This window comes from Polaribacter sp. (genome assembly GCF_049276715.1).
In the GTDB taxonomy this organism is placed as follows: Bacteria; Bacteroidota; Bacteroidia; order Flavobacteriales; family Flavobacteriaceae; genus Polaribacter.
The window spans coordinates 65,779-90,355 of the sequence record NZ_JBASWY010000046.1; the positions used below are offsets into that span (position 1 = coordinate 65,779).

Here is a 24,577-nt window from a genome sequence, read left to right on the forward strand (position 1 = left end):
TGCTATTTTAAAGGAATATTCAAAACCACTTTAGTACCAATTACTTTTTTATTTTCATCTAATAAATCCTCATAAATAATTAAAAAATTATTCTTGAGGGTTTTCACAAAACCATTTAGTCTTTCTTTAGTTAAATTTATTCCAATAGATTTTCTTTGAATAGATTTTTGTGATTTTATTTTTGCAGATGCTTCTCTGCCAATTCCATTGTCTTCTATAATAATTTCCACAAATTCTGATGACAATTTCTCAATAGAAATTGTTATTTTTTTGGCACCTTTTTTAGATGATAATCCATGCCAAATAGCGTTTTCTAAAAAAGGTTGTAAAAATAATGGAGGCACTTTTATAGTGCTAATATTTATTTTTTTATCAATATTTATTTTAAAATTAATTTCATTAGAAAAACGGATGTTTTCTATGGTTACATATAACTGAGTTGTTTCTAATTCTTCATTCAAAGCAATTTCTTTAATGTCTGATGCTTCTAATATTTTTCGTATTAATTTGGAGAATTTTGTTAAATAATGAGCAGCATTTTTTGGTTCGTTGTTAATGATATAATGCTTTATAGAATTTAATGCATTAAAGATAAAATGCGGATTCATTTGAGAACGTAAAGAAATTAGTGCTAACTCATCAATTTTGTTTTTTAGTTTTATTTGTTCTTTTAATGCTGAAATTTGTTTTTGCATTTCTATATTTACCTGATGTTTTAATTCTTCATTTTCAGACATTTTTTTTACTAAAACAGTATTAGCCTTATCTAGTTCTTTATTTACAAGTTGTTGTTTGTAGCCAATTGCAAGTGTAAAAAAGATGTTTTCTAAAATAGCTCCAAAATAAAACAGGTAAAAATATTTATTAGAATCTTCAACAGATATATTAATAGATTTATAAAATAATATTGAGGTTAATAAATTTAAAGAAATAATCCCCAATATAATATGAAATTTAATACCAGTTTTCGTTTTTAATATTAAGGGGATGCTTATTAGAGTTAAGATACTAAAAACAGGAAAAATTAATGCTAGGTAAATAAATCTCATCAGTCCTTGATATAGAAACTCATCTATAAAAATAGCTGAGCAAATAGCCACAGATGTTATGATAATTATCCATTTACTTATGATATAAAAAGAATAAAATTCTTTTTTAAAATTTAAAATTGATAAAATAAATAATGAATAAAATATTATTGAAAATGTTTGAAAAGGAAAATGTAATACTTTAAATAAATAGGCATTATTTATAAAAAAATCTTCAAAAAAAACATTATCTATTCTTCTTAACGTTGGTAAAAAACAAAACAAAGCAAATAAACTGTAATACAAATAATATGGTATTTTATTTTGAAAATAAAGTACTAAATGATAAATGCTTAAATAGCCTAAAATACCTATAAAAAGTATTCCTATTCCGTTTTCATTACTATTTTCTAAAATGGTTTTAATGATGTTATTTTTTAATAATGGGATTATAATTTATCTAAAAAGTCTGTTTTTCTTTGTCTTGAAACAGGAATTTTTATGTTGTTTTCTAAAATTACATAGCCATCTGTTTTTAAAAATTCTTTAATTTTATGAAGATTTACTATATATGAATTATGAATTCTAAAAAAAGAATCTTCGGGTAATAGTTCGTTAATTTCTTTAAGTTTTTTAGTAACAACAATTTTCTTTTGATTGTCTAAAACGAACGTAGAATAATTGCCATCAGAAATAACGTAATAAATATCATCGGGTTTTAAAAAAATTAATTTTCCATCTGAGCTTACTGTTATTTTTTTATTGAAAAGATTGTTGTTAAATTTTATTAAAATATTCTCAATTTTTTCAGCATTTAAATCTTTAAATAATTGGTTTTTTATTTTAGTAATTGTTTCTTTTAAATCATCAGAATCTATTGGTTTTAGTAAATAATCAATAGCATCTTTTTTTAATGCTTTAATAGCATACTCATTATAAGCAGTTGTAATTACTACAAAAAAATTTCTTTTATTAATTTTATCTAACAATTGAAAGCCATCCATACTAGGCATTTCAATATCTAAAAAAAGGCAATCAAAAGTATTGTCATTTATATAAGATAATGCTTTTTCTGGCTCCGAAAATGTAGCAACAATTTTAACTTCACGTTCAAAATTATTAAGTTCCCAAGCTAAACTTTGTATTGCTTTTGGCTCATCATCAATAATAACTGCTTTTATCATAAAACTCAATTTTATCAAAGTTAAAAATTATTTATAGAAACTTCTTTTAAAGTTGTGCAAACTGCAATTTTTTAAACATAAACAGATGTAATTGATACATCAATAACAATTCTGAATTTACAAATAGATTATTTACCAATTGTACAAAATTAATAACCAACCATACAAATCAGCTTTTATTTTTGAACCTCATTAAACAAATTTGTTTAAAAAAATTATTAACTCTAAAAATTACTCTATGAAATTTTCAAAAGTTTTAATTTTAAGCTGCCTTACTATAGGAGTTTCAAATTCTACAAACGCTCAACTATTAAAAAAACTTAAAGACAAAGTAACTCAAAAAGTAGAACAAAAAATTGATAACAAAATAGACAAAGAAACAGACAAAGTAATTGACAAAGCTATAGATGGGAAAATAGAAACTTCTGAAACTTCAGAAAAAGTATATCTTCCTTCAGTAATCACTTTCGCTAACAGCATACATATAGAAATTTCTAGTTCTGCTGATAATCAGGTTATTAAAATGATAGCTCTTACAAGCGATGATCCTGAAATTTATGGAGTAATTGCAACTAATGAGGAACAAGATAATGAGGCGAATGTTATAACAGTAGTTTCAAAAAAAACAACCACCACTTTTATTGAAACTGCAGGCATGAAAATAAAACAATCCTCTTCATCTATTCAAATACCAGGTGATTTTACTAACGATGATAAATTATCTGAAAACTCAAAGTTTGAGTATCAAAAAACAGGAAATACCAAAACTATTTTAGGGTATGTGTGTGAAGAGTATGCAGTAAATTATACGATTGATAATCAAAATTCTTCAAGTAGTTTTTGGGTTGCCAACAGCTTTCCTTTAAAAAATAAAACAGTTCCTTTTTTGGGGATGTATGCAAACAATCCTCATATAAAAGGATTTGTCTTAGAGTTCAATACCAAAACTCAAAACCAAAACACCACTGCTAGAGTAACAAAAATAGAAGATAAAACCACAAAAATTAATACAAACGAGTACAAATCAATTGGAATGTAATCGCTTAAAAACTACAACAACTATGAAAAAAATTATTTTAACAGCACTATTATTTTTTAATAGCATACTAGTAAATTCTCAAATTACTTTAGTGAAAGATTTACTAACTACAGATAGCGATTCTTATCCTTATAATTTTCTACAAGGCTCAAATTTTGTAGTATTTCAAGCAAATGTTAACAACCAAAGCAATGTGTATGCATCAGATGGTACAGATGCAAATACCATAAATATTGGATCAAAATTTGTAGATGTTTTTAACATGAGAAATGAGAGTATTGTGTTTAACAATCACCTTTATTTTATATTAGAAACAGCCAATGAAGGTAGTGAACTTTACAAAACAGATGGAACTTTAAATGGTACTGTTTTAATAAAAGATATCAATACTTCTTTTGGTTCAGATCCAAGTAATTTTACAATTTTTAATAACGAGTTGTATTTTACAGCATATGATGGTAATGATACTCATTTATGGAAAACAGATGGTACAGAATTGGGCACTGTAAAAATTACTACAAAAGCTACATTTCCACAACATCTTTTAGTGTACAATAACCAGCTTTATTTTGCTGGTTCAGACAATACAAATGGTTCTCAACTTTGGAAAACAGATGGTACAGACAATGGAACATCTATTGTTAAATTAATAAACACAAACAATGCCTCTCCTTCAGATTTTATAGTTTTTAACAATGAACTCTATTTTAATGCTGAAGATGCAAACAACGGAGTTGAGTTGTGGAAAACCAATGGTACTGATGCTGGTACAGTATTAGTAAAAAACATCAACGCAGCTAATGCTAGTTACCCTGCTTACAAAACAATTTTTAATAATAGTTTATTATTTGTTGCAGATGATGGTGTAAATGGTAAAGAACTTTGGAAAACAGATGGTACAGAAATGGGCACAGTTTTACTTAAAGATTTATCTACAGGAATTACATCATCAGAAATTCATAAAATTTATATTTTAAACGCAACAACTGCTTTAATTATAGCAGATGCCAATAATTTAGGATATGAACTTTGGAAAACTGATGGTACAAGTAATGGTACACAACTTGTAAAAGATATAAATGTTGGGTCAAATTCTGGTATTTCAGTATTTTCTAATACAACTCCAACAGTTTTTAATAATCATTTATTTTTCTCTGCAGATGATGGTGTAAATGGTACTGAATTATGGAAATCAGATGGTACAGAAGCAGGTACTGTATTAGTAAAAAACATCAATACAGATCCAATGATTGAAAATGGAAATGGCATTTTTGGAGGAATAACTAGCATTAACAATGAACTTGTTTTTGAAGCTTTTGATGCCTTACATAATCGTGAACTTTGGGTTTCAGATGGCACAGAAACTGGTACTACAATTTTAAAAGATATAAACTTAGGAATTGGCTGGGGTGCCTATTTAGATGGTTTGGTTTCCCTAAATAATACTTTATTTTTTGTTGGAAGTAATGGCACTAATGGTTTTGAATTATGGAAAACAGATGCTACAGCTACAAATACAGTGATGGTAAAAAACTTGGAAAACAGCCCTTCTAGTAGCAATCCAAAAAAATTAACAGCAGCATTAAATAAGTTCTTTTTTGTGGCAGATAGCACTTCTTTTGGTAATCAAAGATTATTTGTTTCTGATGGCACAACAAATGGCACAAAAAAAGTTACAAATGGTGTAAAAACAGTTATTGGACCATCTAATTTAATAGAATACCAAAACAATCTTTATTTTACGTCTTCTGATTATGAAAAAGATTATGGTATATTTTATACCAATTCAGAGGGTAATCAAATAAATTTGGTAGCTAAAATTAATCAAAATGGATTTTCGAATATTCAAGAATTTTTCTATTCACCTACTTTAGATGCACTTCTTTTTGGAGCAAATGATGGTACCAATGGCAAAGAATTATGGATGCTAAAAAACAATAATGTTTCACTTTTAAAAGATTTAGAAGCAGGTGCAGATAGTGGTTCTCCTCAATATTTTATAGAATTTAATGGCGAAATTTATTTTATGTCTATAAAACAACAAGGAATAGGTTTTAGCAGAACGTATAAAAATATTTTATGGAAAACAGATGGCACCACAAATGGTACCATAAAATTAAAAGAATTTGATGCTGTAAACACTATTATAATCCCCTATTTTACTAGTTATAATAACAAGCTTTATTTTGCAGCTTATGATATTTCTATAGGTGGAAATTATTTATGGAGTACAGATGGTACAGTTTCAGGTACAGCAGTTGAAAACTTAGCAGCAAATACAATTAACAACATTTTTGTAATAGGTAACAATATGTTTTATGCTGGTTCTTCTTTTGGTGAAGGACAAGAGTTGTGGAAATTTGATGGTGCTAATGCAACATTGTTAAAATCTTTTATAAACGGATCAACAGGAGGCTTTTCGCCCTTATACAATAACAATAAGGTTATAAATAATTACTATTATTTTTCTGTGTTTGAAAATGGTACTAGTTCTTTATGGAGTTTTGATGGTACTGATACTGGATTTACAAAAATTTTAAACAGTTATAGCTATTTAGATAGTTTAGTAGAGGCAGGTGGTTATGCATACTTATCATTAGATGAGGGTAATTTTGGTACTGAACTTTGGAGAACTAATGGTACTTTAAATGGTACTGTTTTGGTAGAAGATTTTTATAGTGGTGAAGATGTTTTTGGTAGTAAAAATAGTGCTAGCCCTAACAATTTTGTGTTGTATAATAATGATTTATTTTTTTCAGCTAACTCACAAATGTATGGTTATGAGTTGTTTAAATTAGAAAACGCCGTTTTAAATTCTGAAGATTACTCTGTAAATACTATACAAAGTTCTATGAATGTTTTTCCAAATCCTGCAACTTCTATAGTTACTATAAAAATGGATGATGAAATAGAAATTGAAAATGTAGAAATTTATAATTTATTAGGTAAAAAAGTATTTACAAAAAATGTAAATAACTCTCAAAATGTAGAAATTAATGTTTCAAATTTTTCAACTGGTATTTATATTGTTAAAGTAAAATCAGGAAATAAAATAATATCTAAAAAGTTAGTAATTAATTAATAAGAGTAAAAAAGTAATTTTATTATAAACAGCATCAAAGTAATTTGATGCTTTTTTTTATGATTTATTTGCCAATTTCTTCAATAAAATTTTCTTCAAAAAGAGCTTTTTTTTGCTTTATTTCTTTGTGATAAAGAAGATTATCGTAAAAAAGGAAAACACTTAAAAACATTGTAATACTAATGGTCAGAAGTTTTGGTAGGTGATTTTTAGGAGTTATTTCTTGCAAAATAAAATCATAAATAAAAATTGAGAAGACTACAAAAGATAGAACCGATATTGATACAGAAAACAGCAAATCACCAATTCTTAAAATTTTATAGATTCCACTTTTTAAAGAGTTTTCAAAAAATAATTTACTAAGATTAAAGAGAAGACTAATAAACGAAAAGACACTTACAACAATAGGGAAAATTAGATTTTGATTTCTATTTACATTTCGCAAATGTAATTTGTATGAACTTATAAATGAGTAGATTGAAAACAAAAATGCCAGAAACAACAAAACACAAAAAAATATTCTTTTCCCTTTTTTCATGAAGTAAATATAATTAAAATTCAAATAGATTTATTTTTTGGCACGTTAATTGTTTTAACAAAGTCTTAACATTTAAACTTTCTAATTATGAAAAATCTAAAAAAACTACCTACCAAACAATTAGAAAAGTTCTCTAACATTTTTACCCAGTTAGGACTTGTATTAGTGCTTTTTATTGTTTACCTAACATTAGAGCACAAAACCGAAGAGAAATCTTTAGCCATTAGTGAGCCAGAGATTCAAAGAACACTCTATGTAGATCCAGCTACTGAGGTTATTTTTACTCGTGAAAAAACTTCTAATCCAGAACCAAACTTGCCAAAAACGATTTTTATTTTAGATGAACCCATTACTAAAGTAGACAATAAAACTCCTGAAACCATAATTATAAAAGAGCCAACAAAAAAAGTTGAGGTTTTTGATGCAAATACTTTAGTGGTCGAAAAAGATCCACCTGCTGAAATAGAGGATGGTGATATTCCATTTATAATGATAGAAGACGCTCCCGTTTTTAAAGGATGTGAAGGCTTATCAAAAGCAGAAAATAAAAAATGTTTTGATGACAAAATGATGAAATTTGTACAACGTAATTTTGATGTAGGTTTAGCAAATGACTTAGGCTTAAAATCTGGAAAATATAAAATTCAAACCCAGTTTATTATTGATGCTCAAGGAAATGTGGTTGATATTCAAATTAGAGCACCACATAGTAAACTTAAAGAAGAAACACAAGAAATGATTGAAAAGCTACCTAAATTTACACCTGGAAAGCAGCGAAATAAAGCTGTAAAAGTTAGGTATTCTTTACCAATTTCTTTTCTAGTTGATTAAATAAACCACTCGAATTAAAAATTTAAACCCAGCATTATAAGTTGGGTTTTTATATTTTGTTACATTTGTGCTTCTAAATATGTATAAAATAAAATATCTATGGATTATTTTGCACACGAAACAGCGGTTATAGACGCTAACTGCCAAATAGGAAAAGGAACAAAAATTTGGCATTTTAGCCATATAATGTCTAAATCTGTTATTGGAGAAAACTGTAATTTAGGTCAAAACGTTGTTGTTTCGCCTAATGTGGTTTTAGGAAAAAATGTAAAAGTTCAAAATAATGTGTCTATTTACACAGGTGTTACCTGCGAAGATGACGTTTTTTTAGGGCCATCAATGGTTTTTACGAACGTAATTAACCCAAGAAGTGCTATTATCAGAAAAAATAGATATTTAAAAACTACTGTAAAAAAGGGTGTAAGTATAGGTGCAAATGCAACTATTATTTGTGGCATTACTATAGGAGAATTTGCTTTTATAGGCGCAGGTTCTGTTGTTACTAAGGAGGTTTTACCTTACGCTTTGGTGGTTGGAAATCCATCCACTCAAATTGGTTGGGTTAGCGAATATGGACACACTTTAAAGTTCGATGAAGAAGGTTTTGCAACCTGTAAAGAAAGTAAAGAGATTTATGGATTAAAAGACAACAAAGCGTTTAAATTTAAGGGGCAATAGTCTAGAAAAATATAATTTTTAATAAAAAAGCTAAAAGAAAATTATTTCTTTTAGCTTTTTTATTTTCAAGTAAAAATTATCAAATAAATTATGGAGCAGGATTCGGAATTTCTTTGTGTACTTCTTCTATTTCTCTCAAAATTTCATCCGATAAATCTATATGAATAGAGTTTATATTTTCTTTTAATTGATTCATTTTGGTAGCACCAATAATATTTGCTGTTACAAATGGCAATTGATTAATAAATGCCAATGATAGTTCTGTTAAGGTTAAATCGTGTTTATTTGCTATTTCTAAATACTTAGCAACAGCAGTTTCTGAACCTTCATTTTTATATCTAGAAACAAATCTTGGGAACAAGGTTCCTCTTGCACCTTCAGGCAAGTTGCCATTCAAATACTTTCCTGATAAAATTCCTTGAGCTAAAGGCGAATAGGCTAATAAACCAACGTTTTCTCTCATAGAAACTTCACTCATTCCCACTTCATAACCTCTATGAATTAAAGAATATGAATTTTGTACAGTTGCAGGTCTAGGTAAATCATACGCTTCAGAAGCTTGCAAATACTTCATGGTTCCCCAAGGAGTTTCGTTTGACAAACCAACGTGTTTTATTTTTCCAACTTTAATCAGTTCTTGCAGACCTTCTAAAATTTCCACATAGTTTTCAGCTTCTTCATTGGCTGTTTTATAAGGATAATCTCTCATTCCAAAAACATTTACACCTCTGTTTGGCCAATGCAATTGATACAAATCGATATAATCTGTTTGCAAACGTTGTAAGCTTTTATCAATCGCATCAAAAATATTTTCTTTGCTTAAACCACCTTTTCTAATATGTGCAGTATAATCTCCACCACCAGCAATTTTGCTTGCCAAAACAACCTTATCTCTGTTGCCCGTTTTTTGAAACCAAGTACCAATAATTCGTTCAGTTCCACCATAAGTTTCTGCGTTTGCAGGCACAGGATATAATTCTGCTGCATCAAAAAAGTTAACGCCTTGTTCTAATGCATAATCCATTTGAGCATGACCTTCTGCTTCTGTGTTTTGGTTTCCCCAAGTCATGGTTCCTAGGCATATTTTAGAAACTTTCGTATCTGTATTTGGTAAGGTTGTGTATTTCATATTTTGATGTGAAAACGTTAATTTGTTTAGTCTTGTAATTTTTAGCTTATCAAAAAAAAATAAAAACTGGTTACGAAATTAAAGCTAATTCTAGGATAAAACAAAAGCGTACAATTTTTTAAAATTATACGCTTATCATTTTAAATTATACAAAACATATATGTGAATTCACATGAATGTTCCTTCCCTTTGGGAAGGTTAGGATGGGCTCTCTATTTTAAAATAGCCTCAATACCTGGTAAAGATTTTCCTTCTAACATTTCTAACATTGCTCCACCACCTGTAGAAACATAGCTTACCTTATCTTCAAAACCAAACTGTTTTACAGCTGCAACAGAATCTCCACCACCAACTAAAGAAAAGGCTCCATTTTTAGTTGCTTTATCAATAGAATTTCCAAGTGCAATTGTACCTGCAGCAAAAGATTCCATTTCAAAAACACCTAAAGGACCATTCCATAAAATGGTTTTACATTTATTTACAACTTTATCAAAAATTTCTTGTGATTTTGGGCCAGCATCAACACCTTCCCAACCATCAGGAATTTTATCAATATCACAAATTTGTGTGTTAGCATCATTAGAAAAAGCGTCAGCAGCAACTACATCAACAGGTATATGCACTTGGACATTTTTAGCTTTCGCTTGTTTTAAAATTTCTAAAGCCAATTCCATTTTATCATCCTCGCAAATTGAGTTTCCAATTTTTCCACCTTGCGCTTTAATAAACGTAAAACTCATTCCACCTCCAATAATTAAATGGTCTACTTTGTCTAAAATATTTTCAATCACCGTAATTTTAGAAGATACTTTTGCACCTCCTAAAACTGCTAAAACAGGTTTTTCTGAGTTGTTTAAAACTTTGTCTATACTTTCAATTTCTCTTGCTAACAAGTTTCCAAAACACTTGTTATCATTAAAAAACTGAGCAATAATTGTAGTGGATGCATGTGCTCTGTGAGCCGTTCCAAAAGCATCATTTACATAAATATCACCTAATTTAGAAAGTTTCTCTGCAAAAGCAACATCGCCTTTTTCTTCTTCTGCGTAAAAACGTAGGTTTTCTAATAATAAAATTTCTCCAGATTCTAAATTTGCAACAGCTTCTTCTACTTTTTTGCCTGTACAATCATTTACAAATTTTACATTTACACCAATAATTTCTGTAATATCTTTTACAATATGACGTAAAGAAAACTCATCTTGTTTCCCTTTTGGTCGGCCTAAATGAGACATTAAAACGCAGCTTCCATCCTGTTCTAAAATATCTATAATTGTAGATTTTGCTGCCTCAATTCTGGTAGCATCAGTAACTTCAAATTTATCATTTAAAGGCACATTAAAATCTACACGAATAATGGCTTTTTTATTTTTGAAATTAAAATCTTTAAGTGTTTTCATTTTAATAATGTTTTCTACAAAAATACTTTTTTATTTAGGTTTAATGAAATTGAAAAATGAAAAGTTAAGTTAACGTTTGCGTAAATTTATCTGTTATATTTGTGCATGCTATTCAACCAAATTATAGGTCAAGAACATATTAAAAATCATTTACAGAAATCTGCTGAAAATGGTAGAATACCTCATGCACAACTATTTGTAGGTAAAGAAGGTAGTGGAACCTTGTCTATGGCAATTGCGTATGCACAATTTTTGTTATGTAATTTTTCTACTGATAAAGATGCCTGTAATATAAAATGCAACAAATTGCAACATCCAGATTTGCATTTTGCATTTCCTGTAACTACAAATGATAGTGTAAAAAAACATGCTGTAAGTAATTTATTTTTAGAAGATTGGCGACATTTTATTGCAACACAACCTTATGGAAGTTTATTTAATTGGCTGCAGCACATAGGTGTAGAAAATAAACAAGGTTTAATTGGTGTTGATGAAGCTGAAGAGGTTGTAAAAAAACTACTTTTAAAAAGTTACGAAGGTGGTTTTAAAGTGATGATTATTTGGATGGCAGAAAAAATGAATACAGCTGCTGCCAATAAATTATTAAAACTAATTGAAGAACCACCTAATAAAACGGTTTTTTTATTGATTACTGAAAACGAAGAGCAGATTATAAATACGATAAAATCTCGTTGTCAAGCCTTACATTTTCCTGCTTTAAGCGAACAAGATATTGCAAATGCGTTGGTTATTAATTATCAAGTAGAAGACAATAAAGCTGCAAACATTGCACATCAAGCAGAAGGAAATTTTAATAAAGCTTTGCATTTATTACAAAATGATGGTGCTGATTTAATTTTCGAAGAATGGTTTATTGCTTGGATTAGAACAGCTTTTAAAGCCAAAGGAAATGCAGCAGTTGTACAACAATTAATTTCTTGGTCAGATTCAATTGCAAAAACAGGTAGAGAGACTCAAAAACAGTTTTTAGAATATTGTTTACAATTTTTTAGACAAGCACTTTTATTGAACTATAAGTCTGACCAGTTGGTTTTTATGGAAACAAAAACAGATTTCAAGCTTTCTAAATTTGCGCCTTTTGTGCATTCTGAAAATATTTTAGATATCGAAAAAGAAATTAGCGAAGCCATGTATCACATAGAAAGAAATGGAAATGCAAAAATTATTTTGTTAGATCTTTCTATGAAATTGACCAGGTTTTTGCATAAGAAAGAGGAGAAGGTTTAGGTTACAAATTCGTCAATCGAGCTACATACTTCCCAATTACATCAAACTCTAAGTTTACAGTATCACCAACTTGCAAAGTTTTAAAAGTGGTGTTTTCCCAAGTATAAGGAATAATGGCTACAGAAAATCCTGTTTTTGTAGAATTAACTACTGTTAAACTAACGCCATTTACAGTAATAGAACCTTTTTCTATGGTAATATTATTTTTATCAGAATTATAGCTAAAGGTGCAAAGAGTACTTCCGTTTTCATCTTTAATGTTTGTGCAAATTCCAGTTTCATCAACATGGCCCTGAACAATATGTCCATCTAATCTATCACCCAATTTCATGGCACGTTCTAGGTTTACAATATCTGTAGTTTTTAACTTACCAATATTGGTTTTGTCTAAGGTTTCTTTAATTGCAGTAACTGTATATTCATCATTATTAATAGCAACAACTGTTAAACAAACTCCATTATGAGCCACACTTTGGTCTATTTTTAACTCATTTGTAATAGAACTTTTAAAGCTTAAATGTACATTTTCTTGCTCTTTTAAAATATTTGTTACTGTGCCAAGTGTTTCTATTATTCCTGTAAACATGTCGTTAAATTTAAGTACTTTTGTAAGTACAAAAATAGGCATATTACAAGAGTTACTATGGATAAATCAGATAAAATAATTGTTGGAATTTCTATCGGAGATTTAAATGGAATAGGTATTGAGGTGATTTTGAAAACTTTCGAAGACAAACGAATGTTAGATTTTTGTACGCCTGTTTTATTTGGCGCAACAAAGGTAATCTCTTATCATAAAAAAGCATTAGGCATCGAAACTCCTGTGCATGGAATATCATCAATTAACCAAATAACACATTCTAAAATAAACATTTTAAATGTTTGGAAAGAAGATGTGAATATTGAGTTGGGGACATCAACTAAAGAATCTGGAGAATATGCAGCAAAATCTTTAGAAGCTGCCATGAAAAATTTAAAAGAGAACTCAATTGATGTTTTATTAACAGCGCCAATTAATAAAGAAAACATTCAATCAGACACCTTTAATTTTCCTGGTCATACAGAGTATTTGGAAGCCAACTTAGAAGGTAAAAGTTTAATGATTTTAATGACAGATAAATTAAGAATAGGTTTAATTACTGGTCATATTCCTATTTCTAAAGTTGCAGAAACGATTACTCCAGAATTGATAAAAAGTAAGGTTGAAATTATGTACAATTCTTTGGTAAAAGATTTTGGCATTAATAGACCAAAAATGGCGGTTTTATCTTTAAATCCTCATTGTGGAGATAAAGGTGTTATAGGCCAAGAAGATGATGAAATTATAAAACCAACAATCGAAGAAATAAGAGAAACAGGTAAATTAGTTTTTGGGCCTTATGCAGCAGATGGCTTTTTTGGCTCTGAAACTTATAAACAATTTGATGGAGTATTAGCTACTTATCACGATCAGGGTTTAGCGCCTTTTAAAGCGCTATCTTTTGGTAAAGGAGTTAATTTTACAGCAGGTTTAAGCCATATTAGAACTTCTCCAGATCATGGAACTGGCTTTGACATTGCAGGTAAAAACTTGGCAAATCCATCATCGTTTATAGAGGCTTTGTTTGCTGCAATTCAGATTTTTAAAACAAGAAATGAATACAAAGAATTAACCGAAAACGCTTTAGCAATAAGGTAAAATTAAAGAATATTCTTTTTTTAATATAAAATATTGCAGAAATACATTTTTTTGTATCTTTGCACGCTCAATTGATGTTTGACAATGAAAGACTTGAAACAATTCAACATACAGTTTGTAGGATTAAAAGAAGGGAAACACCAGTTCGATTATTCAATTGATAACAAGTTCTTTGAAGCTTTTAATTATGATGAATTTGAAAGTTCATCTATTGAAGTTTCGCTAAATTTTGTAAAAAAGAGTACATTATTAGAACTCCTTTTTACTGCAAAAGGTACCATAGAAGTTCCTTGTGATGTAACAACAGAGTTATATGATCAAGAAATAGATTGTGAATTATCAATTGTAGTAAAATTCGGCCCAGAATACAATGATGACAATGAGGATGTTTTAATTTTACCTCATGAGGCTTATGAGTTTAGTGTAGCTCAATTTATTTACGAAATGATTGTTTTAGCGGTTCCTAATAAAAGAGTGCATCCTAAAGTTTTAGATGGCACAATGGAATCTGAAGCGTTAAATAAATTAGAAGAACTAGCAATAAAAGAAAAAAGAACTGTAGAAAATGCAGACCCAATATGGGATAAATTAAAGAATTTAATAACAGATAAAAAGACATAAAATGGCACATCCTAAAAGAAAAATATCTAAAACAAGAAGAGATAAAAGGAGAACACATTATAAAGCATCAGCTCAACAAATAGCAACAGATCCAACAACTGGAGAAGCTCATTTATATCATAGAGCTCATTGGCATGAAGGAAAGTTATATTATAGAGGTCAAGTTGTTTTAGAATCTGCTGCTGCAGAAGCATAAGAACTTCTCTTTTAAAGTATTCGAAAACCCTCAAAATTGAGGGTTTTTTTGCGTTTTTTAAATAAAAACGGATCCTTTTAAACTATTTTTAATAAAAAAGTGTTTTTTTTCACTACTTTTGAATATTCTATACTTTAGAAACTAAACCTTAATTATGGTAAAAATCACTGCAGCGATTTCAGCAGTAGGGAAATATGTTCCTGATTACATTCTAACAAATAAAGAGTTAGAAACCTATGTTGATACCAATGATGAATGGATTACTTCCAGAACTGGTATTAAAGAAAGAAGAATTTTAAAAGGTGAAGGTTTAGGAACTTCTTTTATGGCAATAAAAGCAGCAGAAGATTTATTAAAAAAATCGAATATAAAACCAGAAGATATAGAATTGGTATTGGTTGCAACTGCAACTCCAGATTTACCAGTAGCGTCTACAGCTTCTTATGTAGCTTCAAAAATCGGAGCTGTAAATGCATTTTCTTTTGATTTACAAGCAGCATGTTCTAGTTTTTTATATGGTATGTCTGTAGCAGCTAGTTATATAGAATCTGGCAGATATAAAAAAGTTCTTTTAATTGGGGCAGATAAAATGTCTTCTATTATAGACTATAAAGATAGAGCAACTTGTATTATATTTGGTGATGGGGCAGGTGCAGTTTTGTTTGAACCGAATTCAGAAAGTTTAGGTTTACAAGATGAATATTTAAGAAGTGATGGAATAGGAAGAGATTTTCTAAGGATAGAAGCTGGGGGCTCTATTATGCCACCAACAATAGAAACTGTAACAGAGAAAAAACATTTTGTTTATCAAGAAGGAAAAACCGTATTTAAGTATGCAGTTTCGAATATGGCAGACGTTTCTGAAAAAATGATGACTAGAAATAACCTTAAAGAAGAAGATATACAGTGGTTAGTGCCACATCAAGCAAATAAAAGAATTATAGAAGCAACTGCCAATAGAGTTGGTGTAAGTTCAGAAAAAGTAATGATGAATATCCATAAATATGGTAATACAACATCCGCTACTTTACCTCTTTTATTGGCCGATTACGAAAATCAATTAAGAAAAGGCGATAATTTAATTTTTGCAGCATTTGGTGGAGGTTTCACATGGGGAGCCATTTACCTAAAATGGGCGTACAATTCATAAATTTAAAACAACTAAACAAGTAAGAAGCATGGATATTAAAGAAATTCAAAATCTTATAAAATTTGTAGCTAAATCTGGTGCAAGCGAGGTAAAGTTAGAGATGGAAGATATAAAAATTACGATTAAAACGGGTTCAGAAAAAACGGAAACAACAATTGTACAAGCTGCTCCTATTGCAAGTGCACCACAAGCAGTGAATATAATTCCAACTCAAACATTGGAAGCTTCTGCATCTTCAAAAAAGGAAAGTGAAGATGCAAAATACATAACTGTAAAATCTCCAATAATTGGTACATTTTATAGAAAACCAGCTCCAGACAAACCAAATTTTGTAGAAGTTGGTTCTGAAATAAGTTCTGGCGATGTAGTTTGTGTTATTGAAGCTATGAAATTATTTAACGAAATAGAATCAGAAATTTCTGGTAAAATTGTTAAAGTATTAGTTGATGATTCTTCTCCAGTAGAATTCGATCAACCTTTATTTTTAGTAGATCCATCATAATAGATAGAGTTTATATTTTGGAGTTTAGATAGTAGATTTTCTAACTCATAACTCAAAAACTCATAACTCATAACTCTTGTACTATGTTTAAAAAAATATTAATTGCCAACAGAGGTGAAATAGCTTTGCGTGTTATTAGAACATGTAAAGAAATGGGTATTAAAACTGTTGCTGTTTATTCTAAAGCAGATGAAGAAAGCTTGCATGTAAGATTTGCAGATGAAGCAGTTTGCATTGGGCCACCTCCAAGTAGTGAATCCTACTTAAAAATGTCTAATATTATTGCAGCAGCAGAAATTACGAATGCAGATGCAATTCATCCAGGCTATGGATTTTTATCAGAAAACGCAAAATTCTCTAATTTATGTGAAGAACATAATATTAAGTTTATTGGTGCAACAGGTAAAATGATAGACCAAATGGGAGATAAATCAAATGCCAAAGCAACTATGAAAGCTGCTGGTGTGCCTTGTGTTCCAGGTTCTGATGGTATTATTACAGATTTTGAAGATTGTAAAAAAGTGGCTTTAGAAACAGGATATCCTGTAATGCTAAAAGCTTCTGCAGGTGGTGGAGGTAAAGGAATGCGTGCTGTTTGGAAACCAGAAAACTTAAAAGATGCTTGGGATTCTGCAAGACAAGAATCTAAAGCTGCGTTTGGAAATAACGATATGTACATGGAAAAACTTATAGAAGAGCCAAGACATATCGAAATTCAAATTGTTGGTGATTCTTATGGAAAAGCCTGCCATTTATCTGAAAGAGATTGTTCTGTACAAAGACGTCATCAAAAATTAACTGAAGAAACACCTTCTCCTTTTATGACAGATGAATTAAGAGAAGCTATGGGTAATGCAGCTGTAAAAGCAGCAGAATTTATAAATTACGAAGGTGCAGGAACTATAGAGTTTTTGGTTGATAAACATAGAAATTTCTACTTTATGGAAATGAATACTCGTATTCAAGTAGAGCACCCAATTACAGAAGAAGTTGTGAATTACGATTTAATTCGTGAGCAAATATTAGTCGCTGCTGGTGTTCCAATATCTGGTAGAAATTACTATCCTCAGTTACACTCTATAGAATGTAGAATTAATGCAGAAGATCCTTATAATAACTTTAGACCAGCTCCAGGAAAAATAACAACATTACATACGCCTGGAGGGCATGGAGTTAGAATGGACACGCATGTGTATGCAGGTTACATGATTCCACCAAATTACGACTCTATGATTGCAAAATTAATCGTTACTGCTCAAACTAGGGAAGAAGCAATTAATAAAATGAAACGCGCTTTAGACGAGTTTGTAATAGAAGGTGTAAAAACTACAATACCTTTTCATAGACAGTTAATGGAACATCCAGATTATGTTGCTGGAAACTATACTACGAAGTTTATGGAAGATTTTAAATTGAAATAGAAATTTAATCAAAAAAAAAATTAAATAGAGGATGCAGTTTGTGTTCTCTATTTTTTTTATCTTTAAAACAAAATTATTGAATGAAAATTGATGGGATTGATAAAATTATTATTAAACGATTAGTAAAAGATGCAAGAACACCTGTTTTAAGTATTGCAAGAGAGGTAGGAATTTCTGGAGCTGCTATTCATCAACGTTTAAGAAAATTAGAAAAGTCAGAATTAATTGATGGCTACAGAATGGTTATTAACCCTAAATCTTTAGGGTATACCACATCTGCATTTATTGGTGTTTTTTTAGAATCTGCAAGCTTTTATTCCTCTGCAATTAAAAGATTAAAAGAAATTCCTGAGGTAGTAGAAAGCCATTATACAACAGGCAATTATGCAATTTTTATCAAAGTAATTTGTAAGAATAATGAAAACTTAATGCACCTATTAAATAAAGATATTCAAAACATTAAAGGTGTTTCTAGAACAGAAACGTTTATTTCTTTAGACCAACAGATTGATAGACAGATTAGTATTTAACTAATAATCTATGTAATTTTACCATTAAAGGAGTTTTTTAAACGACTTATCAAATAAAGAAACATTTATTTGGTTTTTTATATCATTTTTGAAAATCAATAAGCACAAATGAAACCACTTTCCATACTCCTAGTTGATGATGACCAAATAGAAAGATTAAAATTTAAGAAAGCATGCAAAAAAATTAAATTTGTAAAGTCTATTGAAGAGGCACAGAATGGTAAACAAGCACTAACTTTATTAAATGATCATTATGATTCTTTTGATATAATTATATCTGATTTGAATATGCCAAAAATGAACGGTTTTGAGTTTTTGATAGAATTAAAAAAGAATGATAATTATAAAAATATTCCTATCGTAATTATGAGTACCTCTGAAAGTCAGTCAGACATAAAAAGATGTTTAGAAATCGGCATTTCTGGTTACATTACAAAGCCAATAAAGTATTCTGAATACGAACCTAAGGTTACTTCACTTTTAGAATATTGGAGTAATAGCGAAGCTATCTACTAATTTAAAGAAATATAAGGTCTATCAATTTTATACATAACCGAACCTAAAAACTTCTATGGAGCAACCTAATTTACTTTTAATTAAAGAAATTTCTGGAGATGATTTAGACTTTGAGAATAGTATTTTAGAAATCATAAAAAAAGAATTTTTAGAAGAAGTAAACTCCTTTCAAAAAAACTTTTCTTCACAAAATTATGCTGAGGCATCAAATACTGTTCATAAGATAAAACATAAAATAGGATTACTTGGTTTAAACCAAGGATTAGAAATAGCCACTAATTTTGAGAATCAGTTAAAGAAAGGTAATATTACATTACATAAAAATTTTCTCGAAATTTTAAACAAAATTCACGTATATTTATACCAATAAATAAATTTTTTCTAAGCTATCATATGGATTGTATAATAATTGATGACGACGAAACTGCAAGATTAATTCTAAAACAACTTTGCTTAAAAACGAATAGAATTAACGTATTAGAGGACTTCTGTTCGGCTATTGAGGCAATAAAGTTTTTAAATAATAACAAAGTAGATTTAATATATCTAGACATACACATGCCTACATTTTCTGGTTTCGATTTTATTGAAACCTTAAAAAAACCGCCAAAAATAATTTTAACAACGTCAGATAAAAATTTAGCATTAGAAGCTTTTGAATATAAAAGTGTTGTAGATTATTTAGTAAAACCAATAACTGCAGAAAGGTTCTCGAAATCTTTAGAAAAACTAGATACATTCTCTCACTTTGAAGAAGAAAAAGAGACTATTAAAATTGATGAAAACTCTGATTTTTTATATGTTAATGCAGATAAAAGACTGGTAAAAGTTCACATACCAAGTATCTATTTAGTGGAAGCAAAAGGAGATTATATTAATATAAAAACCGATGGTAAAAATTATATTGTACATTCTACATTGAAGAAAATTGAAGAAAAATTAACATCTAAAATATTTTTTAAAGTACACAGATCTTATATTATAAATACTTCTGAAATTATAGATATTGAGGATAATAGTGTTTTAATTAGAAAAGAAGTTGTACCCGTAAGCAGATCCAACAAAAACGACTTAATGAAAAAACTAAATTTATTATAATTTTTTTAATTAACAAGATATCTGCTTCATTCGTCGAAAATTAAAACCCAATCAACGAAATCAATTAAAAACTTGCTAAAAGTATCGTTTCTTTGTTAACGGTTAGTAAATAAATATTATAAGTCGACTGATTTATAATGTTACACAAAGGGTTGATTTTTTCAACCCTTTTCTTTTTTTTAAGGTTTTGCTCTACATGGTATTTTAATGAACACATTTAAGGCTCTTTTCATAATTTCGTGTAAATTTTAAAAGAAACTTTTTAACGAAGATCCAACTTTAGACTAATTGAAAAAAGGGTTTTATTTATATTTGTATTGTTCATTAGATATCTTACTAATATTTTTTAGATACGTTTACACAACTTAAGTTTAAGCAAACAGGTTTTAAAGAATAAAAAAGGAATAAGAATGTAAAATCTAATTAAATAAATATCAACAAAAAAAGATTGTAACGTGTTTAGAATAAGTCCATTATCAGAAAAAGAAAAAGATTATTTAATTCTTCAAAATTCAAATAATTCATCATCAGCAAGAATTAGTTTGCACCAAGGAGGAAGTCTTCAAGAACTGAAACTGAAAGATATATATCTAATTAAAGAACAAGAAAATTTTGATTATGAGGTTTCATACGCATCTTCTATTTTATTTCCATTCTGTTCTAGAATAAAAAAAGGGGTTTATAAATTTAAAGAAGAAAAGTATCAACTAGCATTAAATGATAATGGAAAAAGTGCGCTACATGGTTTAGTTTATGATAAATATTTCGAAGTTTTTGAGCCAGAAGAGCATCAAGATAATTGTTCTGTTACCGTAAATTATTTCGAAAAGGATTTAAATATAGGCTTTCCTTTTAAATTCTTTATCTCTACTACTTACACCCTTTTCGATACAGAATTGCAAGTTAGAGTAACTGTTAAAAATATGGATACTAAAGCATTTCCATTTACTTTAGGTTGGCATCCTTATTTTATTTCTAACCAATTAGAAAAAAGTTCCTTAACATTTAAAAGTGATAAAAAAGTTAAGTTTAGTAAAAATTTAATAGCAAAAAAAATTGTAGAAATTAATCAAGAAGAAAATTTTAATATCGAAAACAAGCAATTAGATGACTGCTTTTTTTTAAATGATGATAAAGTGAAATTTACAACCCCAAACTATGGAATAGAAATTTCATCAAATGCCAAAGAAAACTTTTTACAACTTTACACGCCACAAGGTTTACCATTAATTGCTATTGAGCCTATGACAGGAATTTCTGATAGCTTTAATAATAAAATAGGTTTACAGGTTTTAGAGCCTAAAGAAACTTATGTGATTACTTGGAAAGTAAAATTAATGAAATAAGTTTTTTTTAGATTAATTCTCTTAATTTAAATGCTGCAATTTCTGCTGTGATATCTCTTTGAGGCGAGCCAAACATTTCATAACCAACCATAAATTTCTTAACTGTTGCGCTTCTTAATAAAGGAGGATAAAAACTCATATGCCAATGCCAATGGTCGTTTTTCTCCCCATTTGTAGGCGCTTGATGAATTCCGCTTGAATATGGAAAAGAAGTATTAAACAATTTATCGTAAGCTTTAGTGATTACAGAAATTGCTTCAGCAAAATTTAAAGCTTCATTTTCTGTCATTTCTGTGATATCTTTTTGAGACTTTTTAGGAGCAATCATTACTTCGAAAGGCCAAATTGCCCAAAAAGGAGTAAGCACTAAAAAATCATCATTTTCAAAAATAATTCTTTCTTTAGCAACTTGTTCTTGTTTTAAATAATCGCCTAAAAGACTGCTATTATTTTCTTTAAAATATGCTAATTGTTGTTGGTTTTTTTTATCAACTTCGTTAGGTAAAGAACTCTGGCTCCAAATTTGTCCATGAGGATGAGGATTGCTACAACCCATAACTGCCCCTTTATTTTCAAAAATTTGTACGTAATTTATTCCATCAATTTCGCCAATAGAAACATATTCTTTTTGCCAAGCATTTACTACTTTTTTAATGTCTAGAACTTCCATATCTGCTAAACTTTTAGAATGATCTGGACTAAAACAAATTACTTTACAAATTCCGTTTTCGCTCTGTGCTTTAAATAAACCATCATTTACATTAAATTTTGGTGAATCTTTTTGCAGTGCAGCAAAATCATTTGTAAATATAAAAACGTCTTTGTAGTCAGGATTTAACTCCCCATTAATTCTTTTATTTGTTGCACATAAGTAACAACTTTCGTCGTAAGAAGGTCTTTTGTCTTTCGTAATTTCTTCATTTTGTCCTTGCCAAGGTCTTTTTGCTCTATGAGGTGATACTAAAACCCACTCTCCTGTTAAAATATTGTATCTTTTATGAGAGTAATCTTGCAAATATGTATTTTTCAAACGATTGTTTTTAGTTGATTATTTTACCAAATGTGTACCATCAGAAAGTTCTATAAAATAGACAGAACAGTCTTTATTAAATTTATTGTGATATGCTTTCGAAGCTAAATTTGCAAAGTTTTTGGCTTCATCTTTTTTAATTAAATTTATGGTACAACCACCAAAACCTCCACCCATCATTCTTGCGCCTAAAACATTTTTATTTTTCTTTGCTTGATTTACTAAGAAATCTAATTCATTGCAACTAACTTTATATTGGTTTTGTAAACCATTATGAGAAGCGTAAATTAATGCGCCTAGCGTTTCTAAATCATTTTCTTCAATAGCTTTTGCAGCTCTTTGTGTTCTATCTATTTCTTGAATTACATATAAAGCTTTTTGGTAATTTTCGGGAGAAACTTTATCTATGATTTTTTCTAAATCTTCTTCAGAAGCTTCTCTTAAAGTTTCTACACCTAGCAATTGTGCTACGCTTTCGCAGGCAGAACGTCTATCATTATATGCACTATCAGACAGACTGTGTTTTACGTTTGTGTTAATTAACATTAATTGATGGTCTTTAAAATCGATTTTATAAGGTTTCGATTCTATAGATCTGCAATCTAAAAGCAAAGCATTGTCTTTAATGCCAAACATACTTGCATATTGGTCCATAATTCCGCATTTTACACCCACATAATTGTGTTCTGCTTTTTGTGAAATTAAAATCATTTCGGTTTTGGTCAATCCTAAATCGAACAATTCGTTTAAACCAAAAACCACACTATTTTCTAAAGCAGCAGAAGAAGACATGCCTGCACCTCCTGGAATATTTCCTTTAAAAACGATGTTAAAATCGCCAATAATTATATTCCTATTCTGTATTTCTGCAACTACACCAAAAACATAGTTTTCCCAACTACCTTCTTTGGATGGTTTTAGTTTATCCAATTCAAATTCTATGGTGCTATCCAAATCTAAAGCAATTGCAGTACAGGTTCCAGAATCACTCTTTTGTAATGCTGCAGCAATACCTTTATCTACAGCAGCAGGAAAAACAAAACCACCATTATAATCTGTATGCTCTCCAATAATATTTATTCTTCCTGGGGAAAAAATAAGAAAAGGATTTGTAGAAAATTTTTTTTTGAATTTCTCTTTTACTTCTTTAATTAATTTACTGCTCATATTGATTTTCTTAAAATTAATTTACTTGGATTTTCAATTCTTAATTTTTCATTATTTAATATTGATTTGGCTAATTGTTTACCCATTAAATTAAAATCTGTAGATATTGTTGTAATTCCTCCTTCTACAACTTCTTTTAAAATAGTATCATTTACAGAAATAACAGCCACATCTTTAGCAAGAATAAATTGATTTTCTTTTATTTTTTTGATAACTCTAATTAGATTTATATCGTCTAAAACAAGATAAACATCACCAAAATTTAGAGTTCTATTATGTACAGAAGAAACAATTTGATTATTAATATTGTTAAGGTTACAAAATTTTTCAAACCCTTTTAGAATTCCTTTGGGTTGTTTGTCTTCAGAAAAGACCAGAATCAATTTCTTATAAGTTGTAATTTTAGTTAATAGTGATGAAAGTCCGTTAAAAATATCTTTTTCAAAATTTTGATAAATAGCAGGATATTCTTCTAGTTCTTTATGAACCTGGTCTAGAATATACACTTTTTCTTTGGGTAAGTTATTAATGGTTTTTTCTGTTCCAGCTAGGTTTGCAGGCATAATTACATAATAATTATAATTTCCTATGTTGTCATTAATTAGTTTACTAAAAATAGTAGGATTAAAATGATGAAAGAAAATATCAACTTGAATATTATCATTTAAATTTTCTAGAAAAGAATTATATAAATCTTCTTTAAAAGAATTTAATTCATCAAAAAGTAAGAATATTTTTTGTTTTACGGCTATGCTTTCTGTTAAAACATAATATCCTTTACCCACTACAGAATAAATAATTCCGCGATTTTTTAACTCATTAAAAGCCATTAAAACAGTATCTCTAGAAAGAGAAAAGTTTTTTTTAACAGTGTTTAAAGAGGGTAATTTATCATCTTTTTTTAATTTTCCACTTACAATTGCATCTTCAATGGAAGATACAATTTGTTTGTATTTTGGTATAGCAGATTCTTTTTGTAGATGTAAAATTCCCATAGTACAAATATATAAAAAACGAACAATAAAACAACTAGTAGGTACTAGTAGGTTTTTAACCATTCAAAACCTAAAAAAATTAGTGGATTATAACAAATAAGATGAAGTTAAGTGAGTAAATATTTAAATTAATAAATAGAAATATTAGAAACAAAAAAACCGTAACAAAT

General features: G+C 28.9%; 25 protein-coding genes. 16 read left to right on the forward strand and 9 right to left on the reverse strand.

The window, feature by feature from the left end; genetic code table 11:
- Nucleotides 1–2: 2 nt before the first annotated feature.
- Nucleotides 3–1,484, reverse strand: a complete 1,482-nt coding sequence (locus WAO74_RS12615; protein WP_422162693.1) for a histidine kinase — start codon at nt 1,482–1,484, stop codon at nt 3–5.
- Nucleotides 1,478–2,212: a LytR/AlgR family response regulator transcription factor gene (locus WAO74_RS12620; RefSeq protein ID WP_422162616.1), complete on the reverse strand. Its 735-nt coding sequence runs from the start codon at nt 2,210–2,212 to the stop codon at nt 1,478–1,480. Before WAO74_RS12620 ends, WAO74_RS12615 begins: the two co-directional genes overlap by 7 nt.
- A gap of 238 nt (nt 2,213–2,450) precedes the next feature.
- On the opposite strand from WAO74_RS12620, the gene WAO74_RS12625 reads away from it, so the two are divergent.
- Both WAO74_RS12625 and WAO74_RS12630 read left to right on the forward strand, forming a co-directional pair.
- A complete protein-coding gene (locus WAO74_RS12625; RefSeq protein WP_422162617.1) occupies nt 2,451–3,251 on the forward strand; it encodes a hypothetical protein in 801 nt (266 codons plus the stop codon).
- Nucleotides 3,252–3,273: 22 nt separating this feature from the next.
- On the forward strand, nt 3,274–6,333 hold the full coding sequence (locus tag WAO74_RS12630) for an ELWxxDGT repeat protein (protein WP_422162618.1): 3,060 nt from the start codon (nt 3,274–3,276) through the stop codon (nt 6,331–6,333).
- Nucleotides 6,334–6,397: 64 nt separating this feature from the next.
- Here WAO74_RS12630 and WAO74_RS12635 read toward each other — a convergent pair whose 3' ends face one another.
- Entirely contained in the window at nt 6,398–6,871 is a 474-nt protein-coding gene (locus WAO74_RS12635) for a hypothetical protein (RefSeq protein WP_422162619.1), read from the reverse strand.
- Nucleotides 6,872–6,958: 87 nt separating this feature from the next.
- Between WAO74_RS12635 and WAO74_RS12640 the strand changes: the two genes are divergently transcribed.
- On the forward strand, nt 6,959–7,702 hold the full coding sequence (locus WAO74_RS12640) for an energy transducer TonB (protein ID WP_422162620.1): 744 nt from the start codon (nt 6,959–6,961) through the stop codon (nt 7,700–7,702).
- Between the two features lie 99 nt (nt 7,703–7,801).
- On the forward strand, nt 7,802–8,380 hold the full coding sequence (locus WAO74_RS12645) for a DapH/DapD/GlmU-related protein (protein ID WP_422162621.1): 579 nt from the start codon (nt 7,802–7,804) through the stop codon (nt 8,378–8,380).
- Between the two features lie 88 nt (nt 8,381–8,468).
- Here the strand turns inward: WAO74_RS12645 and WAO74_RS12650 are convergent, their stop codons facing one another.
- Together WAO74_RS12650 and WAO74_RS12655 are read right to left on the reverse strand one after the other, a co-directional pair.
- On the reverse strand, nt 8,469–9,509 hold the full coding sequence (locus WAO74_RS12650; RefSeq protein ID WP_422162622.1) for an aldo/keto reductase: 1,041 nt from the start codon (nt 9,507–9,509) through the stop codon (nt 8,469–8,471).
- Between the two features lie 212 nt (nt 9,510–9,721).
- Nucleotides 9,722–10,909, reverse strand: coding sequence for a phosphoglycerate kinase (locus WAO74_RS12655; RefSeq protein ID WP_422162623.1), 1,188 nt, complete (start codon nt 10,907–10,909; stop codon nt 9,722–9,724).
- 105 nt (nt 10,910–11,014) lie between these two features.
- On the opposite strand from WAO74_RS12655, the gene WAO74_RS12660 reads away from it, so the two are divergent.
- The gene (locus WAO74_RS12660) at nt 11,015–12,157 is read left to right on the forward strand and encodes an ATP-binding protein (RefSeq protein WP_422162624.1); all 1,143 of its coding nucleotides are present in this window, start codon (nt 11,015–11,017) and stop codon (nt 12,155–12,157) included.
- Nucleotide 12,158: 1 nt separating this feature from the next.
- Here the strand turns inward: WAO74_RS12660 and WAO74_RS12665 are convergent, their stop codons facing one another.
- A complete protein-coding gene (locus WAO74_RS12665; RefSeq protein ID WP_422162625.1) occupies nt 12,159–12,743 on the reverse strand; it encodes a riboflavin synthase in 585 nt (194 codons plus the stop codon).
- Nucleotides 12,744–12,800: 57 nt separating this feature from the next.
- Here WAO74_RS12665 and pdxA point away from each other — a divergent pair, with 57 nt between their 5' ends.
- The 11 genes from pdxA to WAO74_RS12720 all read left to right on the forward strand — a co-directional run bounded on the left by pdxA (nt 12,801) and on the right by WAO74_RS12720 (nt 21,215).
- Complete coding sequence (gene pdxA, locus WAO74_RS12670) at nt 12,801–13,835, forward strand: 4-hydroxythreonine-4-phosphate dehydrogenase PdxA (protein WP_422162626.1); 1,035 nt, start codon at nt 12,801–12,803, stop codon at nt 13,833–13,835.
- Nucleotides 13,836–13,919: 84 nt separating this feature from the next.
- Nucleotides 13,920–14,456 carry a YceD family protein gene (locus WAO74_RS12675; RefSeq protein ID WP_422162627.1) on the forward strand — a complete coding sequence of 179 codons (537 nt, stop codon included), beginning with the start codon at nt 13,920–13,922 and terminating at the stop codon, nt 14,454–14,456.
- Nucleotide 14,457: 1 nt separating this feature from the next.
- Entirely contained in the window at nt 14,458–14,652 is a 195-nt protein-coding gene (gene rpmF / locus WAO74_RS12680; RefSeq protein ID WP_068361688.1) for a 50S ribosomal protein L32, read from the forward strand.
- 154 nt (nt 14,653–14,806) lie between these two features.
- A complete protein-coding gene (locus WAO74_RS12685) occupies nt 14,807–15,802 on the forward strand; it encodes a beta-ketoacyl-ACP synthase III (protein WP_422162628.1) in 996 nt (331 codons plus the stop codon).
- Nucleotides 15,803–15,830: 28 nt separating this feature from the next.
- Nucleotides 15,831–16,304, forward strand: coding sequence for an acetyl-CoA carboxylase biotin carboxyl carrier protein (gene accB, locus WAO74_RS12690; RefSeq protein WP_422162629.1), 474 nt, complete (start codon nt 15,831–15,833; stop codon nt 16,302–16,304).
- An 83-nt stretch (nt 16,305–16,387) separates the two neighbouring features.
- Nucleotides 16,388–17,725, forward strand: coding sequence for an acetyl-CoA carboxylase biotin carboxylase subunit (gene accC, locus WAO74_RS12695; protein ID WP_422162630.1), 1,338 nt, complete (start codon nt 16,388–16,390; stop codon nt 17,723–17,725).
- A gap of 80 nt (nt 17,726–17,805) precedes the next feature.
- Nucleotides 17,806–18,255: an Lrp/AsnC ligand binding domain-containing protein gene (locus WAO74_RS12700; protein WP_422162631.1), complete on the forward strand. Its 450-nt coding sequence runs from the start codon at nt 17,806–17,808 to the stop codon at nt 18,253–18,255.
- Nucleotides 18,256–18,363: 108 nt separating this feature from the next.
- A complete protein-coding gene (locus WAO74_RS12705; protein WP_422162632.1) occupies nt 18,364–18,771 on the forward strand; it encodes a response regulator in 408 nt (135 codons plus the stop codon).
- A gap of 55 nt (nt 18,772–18,826) precedes the next feature.
- Nucleotides 18,827–19,141, forward strand: coding sequence for an Hpt domain-containing protein (locus WAO74_RS12710; RefSeq protein ID WP_422162633.1), 315 nt, complete (start codon nt 18,827–18,829; stop codon nt 19,139–19,141).
- Nucleotides 19,142–19,164: 23 nt separating this feature from the next.
- A complete protein-coding gene (locus WAO74_RS12715) occupies nt 19,165–19,869 on the forward strand; it encodes a LytR/AlgR family response regulator transcription factor (protein WP_422162634.1) in 705 nt (234 codons plus the stop codon).
- A 455-nt stretch (nt 19,870–20,324) separates the two neighbouring features.
- On the forward strand, nt 20,325–21,215 hold the full coding sequence (locus WAO74_RS12720) for an aldose 1-epimerase (protein ID WP_422162635.1): 891 nt from the start codon (nt 20,325–20,327) through the stop codon (nt 21,213–21,215).
- A gap of 7 nt (nt 21,216–21,222) precedes the next feature.
- Here WAO74_RS12720 and WAO74_RS12725 read toward each other — a convergent pair whose 3' ends face one another.
- The 3 genes from WAO74_RS12725 to WAO74_RS12735 are packed head-to-tail and all read right to left on the reverse strand — an operon-like array spanning nt 21,223 to nt 24,407.
- A complete protein-coding gene (locus tag WAO74_RS12725; RefSeq protein WP_422162636.1) occupies nt 21,223–22,245 on the reverse strand; it encodes a UDP-glucose--hexose-1-phosphate uridylyltransferase in 1,023 nt (340 codons plus the stop codon).
- An 18-nt stretch (nt 22,246–22,263) separates the two neighbouring features.
- Complete coding sequence (galK, locus tag WAO74_RS12730) at nt 22,264–23,412, reverse strand: galactokinase (RefSeq protein ID WP_422162637.1); 1,149 nt, start codon at nt 23,410–23,412, stop codon at nt 22,264–22,266.
- Entirely contained in the window at nt 23,409–24,407 is a 999-nt protein-coding gene (locus WAO74_RS12735) for a GntR family transcriptional regulator (RefSeq protein ID WP_422162638.1), read from the reverse strand. The genes galK and WAO74_RS12735 overlap by 4 nt, the downstream gene beginning before the upstream one ends.
- Nucleotides 24,408–24,577: the final 170 nt, after the last annotated feature.